The 14,560-nt window shown below is 64.3% G+C and carries 9 protein-coding genes and 2 pseudogenes; 7 read left to right on the top strand and 4 right to left on the bottom strand.

What is annotated here, in order from left to right:
• Nucleotides 1–35 precede the first annotated feature (35 nt).
• Both ACVWW3_RS05850 and ACVWW3_RS05845 read right to left on the bottom strand, forming a co-directional pair.
• Nucleotides 36–419 (bottom strand): phosphatase PAP2 family protein, encoded by a 384-nt coding sequence (locus ACVWW3_RS05850; protein ID WP_456650636.1) that lies wholly within the window; start codon nt 417–419, stop codon nt 36–38.
• A 139-nt stretch (nt 420–558) separates the two neighbouring features.
• Nucleotides 559–1,005 carry a phosphatase PAP2 family protein gene (locus ACVWW3_RS05845; protein ID WP_456650637.1) on the bottom strand — a complete coding sequence of 149 codons (447 nt, stop codon included), beginning with the start codon at nt 1,003–1,005 and terminating at the stop codon, nt 559–561.
• 174 nt (nt 1,006–1,179) lie between these two features.
• Here ACVWW3_RS05845 and ACVWW3_RS05840 point away from each other — a divergent pair, with 174 nt between their 5' ends.
• The 3 genes and pseudogenes from ACVWW3_RS05840 to ACVWW3_RS05830 all read left to right on the top strand — a co-directional run bounded on the left by ACVWW3_RS05840 (nt 1,180) and on the right by ACVWW3_RS05830 (nt 4,573).
• Nucleotides 1,180–2,742 (top strand): hypothetical protein, encoded by a 1,563-nt coding sequence (locus tag ACVWW3_RS05840; RefSeq protein WP_456650638.1) that lies wholly within the window; start codon nt 1,180–1,182, stop codon nt 2,740–2,742.
• A gap of 141 nt (nt 2,743–2,883) precedes the next feature.
• Nucleotides 2,884–3,881 (top strand): annotated as a pseudogene (locus ACVWW3_RS05835) (glycosyltransferase family 2 protein).
• 8 nt (nt 3,882–3,889) lie between these two features.
• Complete coding sequence (locus tag ACVWW3_RS05830; protein WP_456650639.1) at nt 3,890–4,573, top strand: class I SAM-dependent methyltransferase; 684 nt, start codon at nt 3,890–3,892, stop codon at nt 4,571–4,573.
• Between the two features lies 1 nt (nt 4,574).
• Here ACVWW3_RS05830 and ACVWW3_RS05825 read toward each other — a convergent pair whose 3' ends face one another.
• Nucleotides 4,575–6,020: a hypothetical protein gene (locus ACVWW3_RS05825; RefSeq protein WP_456650640.1), complete on the bottom strand. Its 1,446-nt coding sequence runs from the start codon at nt 6,018–6,020 to the stop codon at nt 4,575–4,577.
• A 197-nt stretch (nt 6,021–6,217) separates the two neighbouring features.
• On the opposite strand from ACVWW3_RS05825, the gene ACVWW3_RS05820 reads away from it, so the two are divergent.
• The 4 genes and pseudogenes from ACVWW3_RS05820 to ACVWW3_RS05805 all read left to right on the top strand — a co-directional run bounded on the left by ACVWW3_RS05820 (nt 6,218) and on the right by ACVWW3_RS05805 (nt 12,823).
• On the top strand, nt 6,218–6,640 hold the full coding sequence (locus tag ACVWW3_RS05820) for a hypothetical protein (protein ID WP_456650641.1): 423 nt from the start codon (nt 6,218–6,220) through the stop codon (nt 6,638–6,640).
• Nucleotides 6,641–6,835: 195 nt separating this feature from the next.
• A complete protein-coding gene (locus tag ACVWW3_RS05815; RefSeq protein WP_456652059.1) occupies nt 6,836–8,491 on the top strand; it encodes a thiamine pyrophosphate-requiring protein in 1,656 nt (551 codons plus the stop codon).
• 107 nt (nt 8,492–8,598) lie between these two features.
• Nucleotides 8,599–11,101: pseudogene (locus ACVWW3_RS05810) on the top strand (GAF domain-containing protein).
• An 18-nt stretch (nt 11,102–11,119) separates the two neighbouring features.
• On the top strand, nt 11,120–12,823 hold the full coding sequence (locus ACVWW3_RS05805; RefSeq protein ID WP_456650643.1) for an alpha/beta hydrolase: 1,704 nt from the start codon (nt 11,120–11,122) through the stop codon (nt 12,821–12,823).
• 3 nt (nt 12,824–12,826) lie between these two features.
• On the opposite strand, the gene ACVWW3_RS05800 is transcribed toward ACVWW3_RS05805, so the two are convergent.
• Complete coding sequence (locus ACVWW3_RS05800) at nt 12,827–14,410, bottom strand: MDR family MFS transporter (RefSeq protein WP_456650644.1); 1,584 nt, start codon at nt 14,408–14,410, stop codon at nt 12,827–12,829.
• Nucleotides 14,411–14,560: the final 150 nt, after the last annotated feature.

Raw genomic sequence — 14,560 nt, 5'->3', positions numbered from 1 at the left:
GCATCGCCGGCGCTCCACAATTCCGGCAGTGCGGGCTAAGACGGGCGCAAATGCAACTGGCGACCGGCTTCCATTCGCTCTCCCGCGGTGAGAGCACGCTGAACCGCGATCCAGCTCAGGAGCGCGACTGCCAGACCTGCGGCCACATCGCAAAAGTAATGGCTTCCGTCCACCGGGGTCGCCGCAATCATCGCAACATTGAGCAACGCGGCGATCCAGCCGAAATATCTGACCGGCCAAAGCGCCAGCGGGAACAGAAGTCCAAGCGCCGCGTGCAAGCTCGGAAAGCTGATGATTCCTTCGGCCCCCTCCGCGATCAGATGGCGGAAAGTCCCGTCTCGCAATCCAAAGAATACGGGAAGGGGTAGATCTCGCGTCACCGGTACGATGGCGGGAGAATCAACTATCGACAGATGCAAGTAACCCCAAAACTCCCTGCGCCGGCATCAGACTAGAAACGCCGATTGTCAGAAGCGTCGTCAGCACGAAGCTCAGCATGAAGATGCGCAATCGCAGGGCGTGCCCTGTCGCAGCCAGTAAGACGACGACGGCCGTCGTCTACACGGTAAAGCTCGCATACGCAGTCGCCAGTATTCGATGCAGAAGCGGCGCAGCGTTCATCGCGGCAAGCCATGCCATCCAGTCAAAGCCGAGGCGCTGATCCAGTGCGGCGAGGTCGCCGTCCCATAGCGGAAATGCCGCGCCTGCCGCGACATACGACAGAGGCGCTGCCACCGCCGCAAACGCAATGATCTGGGCGGTGCTGATCAGCGCGCCGGCAAGAGCCGCGTCCCTCCTGATGGTTGCGTAGAACCAGCTCATCAAGATGAGCAGACCGGCAACGAGGGTGGGCTTCCGGAATGAAAGCCATTCAATTTGGAAGGACCCAAGCGTCGACGCGATCAACACGGCGCCGGCCGTGGCGCCGATCGCGATCCAGACGACACGATCGGCCTGCTTCGCCCGGTCGAGGTGGATATCAGCCGGGCTCAGCGTGTCGGTCATGGGGCATCCGATCGCCGGCCTGTTCGTCACGGCTCTCTTGTCACGCTAGCGGGGCAAAATTGCGCCTCCGTTAATGCGGTGGCCCTAAGTTGATTTTTGCGAGCTTCGCAGTATGGCGTTGTGTCGTGCAGTTGCGCCATCGTCGAGCGCAGGCTCAAACCCCAGCGGCCCGACATGGTGTCTTCCGATAGACCAATCTTGAAAATCCCGGCTTCCCCTGGCCTGGACCGGTCCGTGACTTTGGTCGTTTTTGCTGTGCTGGCGGTCGCCTCGTTCCTTCCTGTGCTGCTGACCCCCATTCCCGCGATGGTCGATTATCCCAATCACCTCGCCCGCATGTACATTCTGAGCCAGAACGGCACCCCCGACGCCAATCCGCATTACGAGGTGGCCTGGGCCTTCTATCCCAACCTCGGAATGGATCTGCTGGTCCCGCAGATGGCGCGTCCGATCAGCGTCGAGAACGCCACGCGGCTGTTTCTGCTCCTGAGCCAATTATTGATCGTCGGGGGCGCGCTTCTGGTCGAATGGGCCCGCAAGGGACGGATCCATCTCGCCGGCTTTGCGGCGCTCGCCTTCCTTTACTGTCTGCCGTTCAGCTGGGGCTTCGTCAATTTCGAGTTCGGACTGGGCCTCGCTCTCTGGGGCATCGCCGTCTATCTGATGCTGGCGGAACGCCGATGGCCACTGCGTTTCGTCGTCAACATGGTCTTCGTCGCGGCGCTGTTTGCGGCGCATTTCTTCTCCCTCGGGATCTACGGCGCGACGCTTGGCCTTTACGAGCTCTCGCGCATTTGCGATCGGCGAACATCGTACCGGGTCGCCGCCGCGCGGCTGGGCGCGTTGGCTCTGCCGGCGCTTGTTCTATTTGGGATCATGCGCATGACCGCGGGATCGATCGGAAGCGAAGGTACGAGCTGGTTCCTCGAATTCAAGCCGATCTGGCCGTTGCGGATCATGAACGGCTACAATTTGACGGTCGCGGCGACGACCGGGCTGGCGCTGATGATCTCGCTGCTGTTCGCCGCAAGACGCGGCGTCCTCAAGCTCGAGCCGGCCGGGATCTGGCTCGCGATCGGCTTTGCGCTGCTGTACGTCGTCATTCCCTCAAAGCTGTTCGGGACCTCGTTCGTCGACCTCCGCGTGATTCCCGCGGCAGCTCTGATCCTGCCCGCCTTCTGCTCGCTGTCGCTGCCCAGTCGGACATGGCGAATGGCTGCGCTCGCCGCGATCAGCGGCATCACATTGATCAATCTCGCCGTGGTCTTCGCGGTGTGGTTGCCTTACCGCACCGACTATGCGGCCATCGTCGAGTCGTTCCACAAGATCGATCGCGGCTCACGCATCCTCGTCGCCAGCACGGTCGACAAGGGAGACCCGCCCTTTGCCGACCTCACCTCGTATCCCATGTATTATGCGCCGACGCTGGCCGTGCACTATGCCGACGCATTCGTGCCAAATCTATTCACGGAAGCGGGCAAGCAACCCGTGCGACCACGCGAGGCCGTGCGCCGTCTTGCCATTCCCTACGGGGGGCCGGTGCCGTTAGCCGTGCTGACCGCGATTGCGGCAAGCCAGCCGCCGACGGAGGTCCCTCCGTTCGTCCGAACCTGGCACCAGGATTACGACTATCTCTATGTCCTTGGACCGCCGGCTCCAAACCCGCTGCCAGACCTGCTGGAAGCGCTGGACGCCTCCGAGCGATTTGTCCTCTACAAGATCCGCCGCAGGTCCTAGGCCGAAGCCGCCTCTGCCCAGCGTGGTTAATCGGGCGTTACTAGTCACTCAAGCGCCCTATATCCTTGACGGTTGTGGCAAGACCGCCTTAACCGCCGCCGACATAGACTTCCGCTTCTGCAACGAGTTGGACCCTCTCGCATGGCGGCCAGTTTCCAGTCGATCCGCTACAGCCTCGTCATCCCCGTGTTCAACGAGGAAGCCGTGCTGCCGGTCCTGCTGCGCCGGCTCGACCTGGTCTTGTCCCGGCTCGACGGGCCGGCAGAGGCGATCTTCGTCGACGACGGCAGCAGCGATTCCAGCTCGATCGTGCTGCGGGCGCTCGCCACGCGCGACCCGCGCTATCGCTATATCGGCCTGTCGCGAAATTTCGGCCATCAGATCGCCATCACCGCCGGCATGGACGCCGCGCAAGGTGAAGCGATCATCGTCATGGATGCCGATCTGCAGGATCCGCCCGAAGTGATCGAGCAATTGATCGCAAAATGGCAGGAAGGCAACGACATCGTCCACGCCCGCCGCCTGTCGCGCGAGGGCGAAAGCCAATTCAAGCGCGCAACCGCGCATCTGTTCTACCGGCTTCTCGGCAGGATGTCCTCGGTCGGCATCCCCGCCGATGTCGGCGACTTCCGCCTGATCGATCGCAAGGTGCTCGACGCACTTCGGCAGATGCCGGAGCAGGACCGCTTCGTACGCGGCATGATCGCCTGGCTCGGCTTCCGGCAGACCGAGGTCGCCTTCCACCGTCTCGAGCGTGCAGCTCAGGCGAGACCAAGTACCCGCTGTTCAAGATGGTGCGGCTCGCGACGAACGCCGCGCTCGGCTTTTCCGATCTGCCCTTGCGCTTGGCAATCTGGTGCGGATTGACGGTGTCGGGACTCGCGCTGCTCTACGGCGGCTGGGTGGTCCTGTTGTGGCTCAGCAAGGACAGTCATCTCGTCACCGGCTGGTCCTCGACGATGGTCGTCGTCTCCCTGCTGTGCGGAATGAACATGCTGATGACGGGCATCGTGGGGCTTTATGTCGGCCGCATCCATGCCGAGGTGAAACGTCGCCCGCTATACGTGGTGCAGACCCGCGCTGGCTTCGATCGCAACGAAACGGCGGCCGCACCCGCGATCCACGCCGTCAACGAGTGACCGAGCGCATGACCGAGCTCTTCGACGGTTATCACGACAACTACCGCGACGTGGTCCAATCCTCGATCGACTTCTCCGGCTTGCCGCATCATTTCTTCGTGCGCGCCAAGGCCGATCTCCTGGGCAATCTGATCGCGCAGCGGCTCGACACGGACAGGCCCGAAATGCTGGACGTCGGCTGCGGCGTGGGCAGCCTTCATCCCCTGCTGCGGGGCATGGTCGGCCGCTTGAGCGGTATCGACGTTTCTTCGGCCAGCCTGGCACAGGCCCGCGCCGACAACGGTGGCGTCGACTACCGCGAGTTTGACGGCCGCACCTTTCCTTTCGACGATGCCAGCTTCGATCTGGTCACCGCCGTCTGCGTGATGCATCACGTCGCGCCGGCCGAATGGGCGCAATTCATCGCCGAGATGCGGCGTGTGACGCGCCCCGGGGGGCTCGTCTGCGTCATCGAGCACAATCCGTACAACCCACTGACACGCCTTGCCGTCGCGCGCTGTGAGTTCGACCGGGACGCCGTGCTGCTCGGTGCCGGCACAACCCGGAAGTTGATGGCTGCCGGCGGCTTGCGCGAGATCGGTGCGCGCCATTTCCTGCTGCTGCCCTGGGACACCAAACCGGCGCGACGTCTCGAAGATGCCCTGAGCGGCGTATGGCTCGGCGGCCAGTACGCCGCTTTCGGGACCGCTTGATCTATCTTTGCGGCGTATCTCGCCGCTTGTGCACGACCGCCACGCCGTCGCTGTAGACGCGCTGCCACTGGGGCAGCCGGTCGAGCATCGCTATCGCCGGCGTCTCCGGCGCGAGCAGCGTCGCGCCGATGTTGTATTCGTCGAGCAATTTGAGAAAATCGCCGAGGTCGACCAGCGCCAGGGCGCGATTGTAGCGGTTGATGAACGCTCCCCCGTACAGTTCGCCGCGACCGTCGATAAAGCTGGGAATGCCGGCAAAGATCAAATAGCCACCGAAGGAATAATCGTTGAGCACATGCGCCGTCTTGGCGAGGTTGGCTTCGGCGATCGCAGCCTGAGGGGTGATGACCGGAGCCGGCCGTATGTCACGCGCCAGCGCCGCTGCGCTCGCCACGATCAACACACCGAGCGCGGCCAGGTTCACGCCGCGCGACGAGCCGGCCGCATCTTGCCCGGTCGACCCGCCGAACTTTCGCCCCAGCGGAGCCGCCAGATAGAGCGGCGCCAGCAAGGCCAGCAGATCCGCATTGCGGACCTGCGCCAGCGCGAAATGAAGCAACCCGATCACGACCAAGGCCCGCACGACCGGCAGCGTCACGCCGCGCGAGAGCGCAAGGATGCCGGCCAGCAGCAGCAACTCGAAGAAACCGACGTGGCTGAAATCCTGCGGCCGCCATTCCGAGATCCAGCCGAGCGCGGGGCCGAGGCCGAGTGTCGTCAGCGGCATCAGCAGCGGTTCCGGCCCGTACGGCGTCAGGCAGGACGCTGCGACGGCGAGCGCCGTGAATGGTAGCCACCGCAGGAACACGCGCGGCCATTCGCTGCGCTTCTCGCGCAGCAGCGCCTCGAGCCCCGCAGGGCCAATCAGTCCAAGCGCCAGCACCACACTGCCGTGCAGATTGGCCCACACGACCAGCAGCGGCAGGGCCCAGTACGGCGGCGGCCCTTCACGATCCATGCAGCGCACCAGGGCAGCCGCCCAGGTCACCATCACCGGCAGCACCAACACGTGTGGCCGCGCCAGCATATGCGGCGCCAACAGGATGACGGCCGCGATCACCATGAGCAGCGTCTGGACTGGCGAAAGCTCGCGCACCAGGAAGAACGTGAACAGGCCGAAGGCGAGCGCTATCGCCGCGGCGGCCAAGACGACGACGCCTGGCCAGCCGGCAAGCGCGTAGGCTCCGGCGTAGATGATCTCCGAGAGCCATTCGAAAGTGATCCAGGGCGCGCCGTGCATCGAAAAGGAGTAAGGGTCGCTCGCCGGCAGCGAGCCGTGCGCGATGATCCAGCGCCCGACCTCGATGTGAGAATAGCTGTCGGGATCACTGAGCAGCCGCGGTCCAAGGATCAGCAACAGGACATAGACGCCAAGGCCCACCAGCCAGGGAAGCGCCGCACGCGCCGAAAACGGTTGAACCTCGCTGTGGACGACCTGGTCACTCATGGCGAGCGCAAGTTAAGGCGCAAGCGTTAAATTCCTCTTTGACACTCACCACGCCTGGCCCTGTGCGGGCGGGCCGGTCACTCTTTGTGAACCATATTCCCGGCAGCGAAATTCGGGCTGCGGCGCTTTGACGACCATGTGAGTCCTGATACTCTTGCACCGTCGATCGACGAACCAAAGCTGCTTGAAGGATGCGGATGAGAAGCGCGACGCTCTTGGCTTTCACCCTCATCTTTGTCGGCGTCTGGTCGCAGGACAGCACGAGAGGACAGACTTCGGCCGCGCCGCCGGTTTCGCTTTCTCCGCCCGATGCATCGCCGCCGCATGCGGGCGCCAAAAATTCCAGACCTCCGCCGGCAGCATCCATCAGAGAGGCTTCGCCGCCGGTGATCGGCGGGCTTCCATCGGCGCCGAACCCGGCCGCCGACTACGATGGCTTCAGCGCAGGCGCCGGCGACGACAATGACATCTCGAGTCAAGTAGTCCCGCCTGTGAGGTCACACACTGCAAAGCGCTCCAGGGCCGATCAGGGTCCTAAAGGCGGCGCGGCTGAGCAATTGATCGATCAAGAAGACGAGGCGTTGAAACGCAAGCTGATGATCTGCCAAAGCTGCAAGTAAGCGGTCGTAGTCCGGATGGAGCGCAGCGAAATTCGGCTCCGATCTATCCGGGTGGAATGGCCCCCGAATTGCGCTGCGCTCCATCCGGCTACGGCAGCTCGCTGCATAGCTGATCTACCGCGGCTCTCATCCGCTCGCGCTTTACCCTCTCCCCGATTCCTGATCCTCTATCCCTAATCAGCCGGATCAACCGGCCTGCCCAGGGAGAGAGACGCTATGAAGCTCGGCACCGCGATTGCGGAAATCATGAAGCGCGAGGGGATCGAGATCCTCTGCGGCTATCCCGTCAACCATTTGATCGAGCATGCGGCGAAGGCCGATATCCGCCCGGTGATGGTACGGCAGGAGCGCGTCGGCATCCACATGGCGGATGCGATCTCGCGGGTGACCTCGGGACGCAGCATCGGCGCGTTCTGCATGCAGCATGGCCCCGGTGCAGAGAACGCGATGGGCGGCGTCGCGCAATGCTACGGCGAATCCGTTCCCGTGCTGGTGCTGCCAATGGGCTATCAGCGCCGGCTTGCGCATATCGAGCCGAACTTCAGTTCCAGCGAGGCGATGAAGCCATTTTCGAAATCATCCGAGCCGATCATCCTGGCCGCCGAGGTCGCCAATATTTTTCGCCGCGCGTTCACGAAACTAAAGAACGGCCGCGGTGGTCCCGTCATCGTCGAAATTCCTGCTGACATGTGGAACGAGGAGGTGCCGGAGCCGCTGAACTACACGCCGGTGCTGCGCACCCGCTATGGCGCCGATCCCGTTCATGTGAAGGAAGCTGCCGCCCTGCTCGTCAAAGCCAAGCGCCCCGTGATCTATGCCGGCCAAGGCGTGCATTACGCCCAGGCATGGGCGCAACTGAAACGGCTCGCCGAGCGGCTCGCCATTCCCGTCACCACCAGCCTCGGCGGCAAATCGTCCTTCCCGGAAACGCATCCGCTCTCGCTCGGCTCCGGCGGCCTTGCGGTGCCGCGGGCGGTGCCAAAATTCCTCGCCGAGGCCGACGTCATCCTCGGTATCGGGTGCTCCTTCACCGAAACCAATTTCGGCATCGCGATGCCGAAGGGCAAGACCATCATCCATTCGACGCTCGATCCGAACCATCTCAACAAGGACGTGGAAGCCAGGATCGGCCTCGTCGGCGATGCCGGGCTCGTGCTCGACGCGCTGCTGGAGGAGATCGGCAGGACCGCCACCGCGGATCGCGACGCATCGGCGGTCGCAGCCGAGATCGCGGCCTCGCACAAGGAGTGGCTGGCCAAATGGATGCCAAAACTCACCAGCGATGACGCGCCCTTGAGCCCCTATCGCGTGCTGTGGGATTTGCAACATACCGTCGACGTCAGCAACACCATCATCACCCATGATGCCGGCAGCCCGCGCGACCAGCTCTCGCCGTTCTGGAAGTCGATCGAGCCCCTCACCTATCTCGGCTGGGGCAAGACGACGCAGCTCGGCTACGGCCTGGGCCTTGCGATGGGCGCCAAGCTCGCAAAGCCCGACAAGCTCTGCATCAATGTCTGGGGCGATGCGGCGATTGGCTTTACTGGCATGGATTTCGAGACCGCGGTGCGCGAGCGCATCCCGATCATGTCGATCCTCCTGAATAATTTTTCGATGGCGATCGAATTGAAGGTGATGCCGGTCTCGACCGAAAAATATCGTTCGACCGACATTTCCGGCGACTACGCCGCGATGGCGCGCGCCTTCGGCGGCTATGGCGAGCGGGTGACGAAGCCTGAGGACATCATTCCTGCGATCAAGCGTGGCATCCAGAAGACGCGGGAAGGCGTTCCGGTGCTTCTGGAGTTCATCACTAGCAAGGAGACCGAAGTGTCGCGGCCGGGCACGTGAGGCGGGCCGGGTTTTGGCGGCAAACTCGCGGGCGCTGGCTCCGGCCGCAGGAGATGTGATAATCCGCCCTAGTGCCGCGCATGTCGCTGCATCAAGCCGGATTGCGAATGACCAGCCCTACCAACGACATTGAGGAACTCGAGCGCCTGTTACAATCGGCCTCAGCCGAAAACGCGCAGCTTCGCAGCGAGCTTGCGATTGCGCACGATCGTCAGCGCGCCAGCGCCGGGATCTTGCGCACCATCGCGGCCTCTCCGTCCGATGCCCGGCCGGTCTTCGAGGCGATTGCGTCCAGCTCCAGGCATTTGCTCGGCGGCTTCTCCGCCACCGTGCTTCAATTCATCGGCGACGAGCTGCACCTCGTGGCGTTTACACCAACGAGCCCCGAGGCGGACGAAGGGCTCAAGGCCTCGTTCCCGCGCAGGATTGCCGACTTTCCAACCTTCGCCCTGGTGCGTGGCGGCGAGACGATCCAGTTTCCAGATAGCGAAGCTGCGGACGTCCCGGAGCTGAACCGGAACCTTGCACGGCTGCGTGGCTTCCGCAGCGTGTTGTTCATGCCGCTGATGAACCGGGGTGCTCCAGTCGGCATGATCAGCGTCACGCGCGCCGAGCCCGGCGCGTTCGCGGCCGACCTCGTGCAGCTGCTCCAGACCTTTGCCGACCAGGCCGTGATCGCGATCGAGAATGCGCGCCTGTTCAACGAGACGCGCGAGACGCTGGAGCGCCAGACTGCCAGCGCCGACATTCTGAAAGTGATGGCCGCCTCACCGTCCGACGTACAGCCGGTGTTCGACGCCATCGCCGCCAACGCCAACCGGCTGATCGGCGGCTTCTCCACCGCGGTGCTGCGCTATATCGACGGCGCCGCGCACCTTGCGGCGTTCACGCCGACCGATCCAGCCGGCGATCGCGTGCTCCAGTCCTCGTTCCCGGTGCCGTTCGCGCAGTTCCCGCCCTACCAGCTCGTGGCCCATGGTGCGGCGGCGCAATTGCCCGACACCGAGCTCGAACCCGGCGGCCCGCGACATCGCGCGCGCCCGCGGCTACCGCAGCATGCTGTTCGCACCCTTGATGAGCGACGGCGAGGCCATTGGAATCATCATCGCCACGCGGCGAGCGACGGGCGCTTTCGGCGAGCATCATGTGCGGCTGCTGCAGACCTTCGCCGACCAGGCGGTGATCGCGATCAAGAATGTCAGCCTGTTCAACGCCACGAGGGAAGCGCTGGAACGGCAGACCGCGACCGCCGACATCCTCAAGGTGATCGCGGCCTCGCCCGCGGACGTGACGCCGGTGTTCCAGGCGATCTCCGACAGCGCCAAGACGCTGATCGGCGGACATTCCTCCACGGTCACCCGCGTCATCGACGGCCTGCTGCATCTGGCGGCCTTTACCACTGACGTTGAGGCCGGCAACGCAGATCTGCTCAGCTCGTTCCCCGCGCCGCTGTCGGCATCCGGCATTCACAGCCGGGTGGCGACGAGCGGAGAGTTCGCATTCCGAAGCGACATGCAGAACGAGCCCGACCTCACGGACGCCATGAGGGAACTGGCGCGGACCAGAGGCTATCGCAGCATCCTCGTGATCCCGATGCTGCGCGACGGCGTTGCGATCGGCACTATCGGCGTGACGCGGCCGGAGGCCGGTCCTTTCCCGGATAAGGCGGTCGCCTTGCTCAAGACCTTTGCCGACCAGGCCGTGATCGCCATCGAGAACACGCGGCTGTTCAACGAGGTGCAGGACCGCACCAGGGAGCTCGCCAAATCGCTCGACGATTTGCGCGCCGCCCAAGACCGGCTGGTCCAGACCGAGAAGCTGGCCTCGCTCGGCCAGCTCACCGCCGGCATCGCGCACGAGATCAAGAACCCGCTCAACTTCGTCAACAATTTTGCGTCGCTCTCCGCCGAGCTGACCGACGAGCTGAACGAGGCGCTCGCGCCTGTCCCGCTCGCGGACGACGTCCGTAGCGAAGTCGACGAGCTGACCGGGCTTCTGAAGGACAACCTCGCGAAAATCGTGCAGCACGGAACGCGCGCCGATTCTATCGTCAAGAACATGCTGCTGCATTCCCGCGAGGGCGGCGGCGAGCATCGGCTGAGCGACATCAACGCGCTGGTCGAAGAGAGCCTCAACCTCGCCTATCACGGCGCCCGCGCCGAGAAGCCGCAGTTCGACGTGACGCTGAAGCGCGAGCTCGATCCCGCGGCCGGGCAAGCGGAAGTGTTTCCGCAGGAGATTACCCGGGTGCTGCTGAACCTGATCTCGAACGGTTTTTACGCGGTCGCCAAGCGCAAGGCGGACAATGGTGCCGGCGACTACGATCCGGTCGTGACCGCCACGACGCGCGATCGCGGCGACAGCATCGAGATCCGCATCCGCGACAACGGCACCGGCATCCCGCACGAGGTGAAGGAGAAGATGTTCAATCCGTTCTTCACCACCAAGCCGGCCGGCGAAGGCACCGGCCTCGGATTGTCGATGAGCCACGACATCGTGGTAAAGCAGCACGGCGGCACGATCGACGTCGCGACCGAGCCCGGCGCGTTCACGGAGTTCAGGATTCTGCTGCCGCGCAAGAGCCGCTTTGCGGAGAACAACAAGGGATAGCGTTACCGGGAGGGTGTCTTGAAGGGTCTCGCGTGGTTCTTTCGGCGGCAACTGCTCTCGCTGTCCGGCGTCGGCCTCATTCTGGGCGCGCTGTTCTTCGCGGCCGCGCTCACGCCAACGCTGATCCCGCGCAGCTATCTCACGCAAGGTGCGCTTGCCGGCGGCTGCTTCGCGATCGGCTACCTCGCCGGCGTCCTGTGGCGCCGGCTGTGGCACTATCTCGAATTGCCCGAACCGTCGGCGCGCGCACGAACAATTGCGAATGCGCTGGCGGCAGTCGGCTGCCTGCTCCTCGTCATCGTCTTCCTCTGGCGCACAACCGAATGGCAGAATTCGATCCGCAGTGTGATGAAGATGGCCCCGGTCGAGACCGCGCATCCACTCAAGGTCTGCGTCATTGCCATAGTCACGTTCGCGGTGCTGCTGGCGCTGGGGCGGCTGTTTGTGCTTGTCGCCCGCTTCCTTGCCGCACGCAAACGGCGCCTCATGCCGCGGAGGATCGCGAACGTCATCGGCGTGCTCGTTGCAGGCCTGCTGTTCTGGGCGATCGCCAGCAACATCCTGGTCCGCATGGCGTTCAACGCGCTTGATTCGTCCTTCCGTGAACTCGATGCCTTGCACGAGCCCGAGCGGCCGCAGCCGACCGATCCCGGTCGAACAGGAGGCGCGGCATCGCTGGTAAATTGGAGAGAGCTCGGGCGTACGGGCCGCCGATTCATCGCCTCAGGTCCGACCGCAACAGACATCGGTGCAATCACGGGAAGGCCTGCGCAGGACCCTCTGCGCGTCTATGTGGGCCTCGGCAGCCGCGACACCGCGCAGGCGCGCGCCAGGCTTGCGCTCGACGAGCTCAAGCGGCAGCACGGCTTCGACCGCAAAATCCTGATCGTCATCACGCCGACCGGCACCGGCTGGATCGATCCGTCCGCAATCGATACCGTCGAATATCTCCACCATGGCGATGTCGCAAGCGTCGCAATGCAATACTCCTATCTCAATAGCCCGCTGTCACTGCTGTTTCAGCCAGAATACGGCGCGGAGGCTGCGCGCGCGCTGTTCGCGGAAATCTACGGCTATTGGACGACGCTGCCGAAGGAAAAACGGCCGAAGCTGTATTTGCATGGGCTTAGCCTTGGCGCCATGAACTCGGAGAAATCGGCAGAACTGTTCGAGACGATCGGCGATCCCATCGCCGGCGCGCTCTGGAGCGGGCCACCGTTCGAGAGCCGCATCTGGCGCTCGGTCACCGCGAACCGCAATCCGGGCTCGCCGGCATGGCTGCCGCAATTTCGCGACAGCCGCTTCGTGCGCTTCATGAATCAAAATGGACCGACGGTGCCGGTTGACGCGCCCTGGGGTCCGATGCGGATCGTCTATCTGCAATATGCCAGTGACGCGATCACGTTCTTCGCCTACCGCGACGCCTATCGGGCCCCGGCCTGGATGAGCGCACCGCGCGGGCCGGACGTGTCGCCGGAACTGCGCTGGTATCCCATCGTCACGATGCTGCAGCTCGCCCTCGACATGGCGGTCGCAAACGGCACGCCGATGGGCTTTGGCCATGTCTACGCGCCCGAGCATTACGTCGATGCCTGGGTCGCGGTCACCGATGTCCGTGATTGGTCCGCCGACGCACTGGCGCGGCTTAAAGAGCAGCTTGCGGCGAAGGCGCGGAAGACGGGCGACGCCGGGGACGATCCCTACGACGATCGCGGCGGCTAATCCCTACTCCGCCATCTCGACCTGCTGGGCGACGGTGGGGCCGGCCAGCGGCCGCTCTTCCATCATGATCAGGCAGAGGGCGGCGCCGGTCATCAGCGCCGTCGCGGCGCCGAAAACGTAGCGGAACGCGTGGCGCATGTCGTCGGCCGGGATTGCGACGCTCCCCGCGACGTGATGCTCGCCGGCGAGCGGAATGTCGGCACCGAGCGCGATGAGCAGGATGGCCGCGAACGCCGCGACCGTGAACGAGGACATCAGCGAGCGGAAGAAGTTCAATGCGCCGGTGATGGTGCCCACCTGTGGACGCGAGACCGAATTCTGCACCGAGACCACGCAGACCGGAAAGGTGGTGCCGAGGCCAAGCGCAAACGCAGCCATCAGCGTCAGCAGGGCCCATAGCGGCAGCGTCGTCAAGGTGAGGCCGAGGCCGCACAGCGCAGCCCAGGACGTTCCGACGATGGCGACGCGCTTGTAGTGCTTGGCGCGCGCCATGGTGCGGCCGGCGACGGCCGCACCGATGGTCGAGACGGCCGCGAGCGGAATCAGCGCAAGGCCCGCCTCGCTGGCGCTGAGATGATACACCGCCTCGTAATAGAGCGGGAGCTGCACCGTGAGGCCCGTGATCGCACCGAGCGCGCAACCGCCGGCCGCCAGCCCGAACGGGGCAACCGATCCTCCGAGAAGCGGCAGCGGCAGGAACGGCTCGTCCGCACGACGCGCATGCCACACGAAGGTGACCGCGAGCGCGACGGCGCCGCCCACCATCGCAAGCACGGTCGGCGAGAGCCACGGGAAGCGCGTGCCGCCCCAGGTCAGCACCAGCATGAAGACGACGGCGGAGGCCATCAACAACACGCCGCCGAGCCAGTCGACCTTGCGCTTGCGGTGGAACACCGGGATCTTCTTCATCCTCGGCAGCAGCAGCGCGATCGCCGCGGCCGCGAGCGGCACATTGATCCAGAAGATCATCGACCAGTGCAGATGCTCGGCGAACACGCCGCCGATGACCGGGCCAAGAATGCCGCCCACCATCCAGACGCTGGAGAAGTAGGCCTGGTACTGGCCGCGCTCGCGTGGGCTCACGACGTCGGAGATCACGGTCTGCACGACAGGCATGATGCCGCCGCCACCCAGTCCCTGAAGACCGCGCGCAAGAATCAGCATCGGCAGGTTCGGCGCGATCGCGCACAGCAGCGAGCCCGCGACGAACAGGCTGAGCGAGATGATGATCATGACGCGGCGGCCGTAGATGTCGCTCAGCGACCCGAACACCGGCGCAACCGCGGTCGAGGCGAGCAGATAGGCGGTGATGACCCAGGAGAGATTGGAGACGTCGTGGAACTGGCGTCCGATGGTCGGAAGCGCGGTGGCGACGATGGTCTGATCGAGCGCAGCCAAAAACATCGTCAGCATCAGGCTGATGACGATGGTGCGGACCTCGTCCTGTGACAGCGGCGCCGGCGGCGCCAGTGACGGAGCGTCATCGACGCTCAAGACCTCGGACGGCAGGCGGGACAATTCCTCGGCGATGTCGTCGGGCAATGTCTGGATGTCGGCAGAACTGCTCTGCCGCTCGAACTTGTTCATCTCGACCGGAAGCCATGAGGCGGCGCAACGCCGCGAAGGATTCGTTCTATGCAGCCCAATGTAGACAGCAAAGTTCTTCTCGGGCAGGCACTGCCGCGCATGGGTGCATCCCACCTCACGGTCTTCCCGAAGACGTGATCCAAATCCCCG

The sequence above is a fragment of the Bradyrhizobium sp. LM2.9 genome, from assembly GCF_054056555.1.
This window is presented reverse-complemented; position numbering and strand designations above follow the sequence as displayed.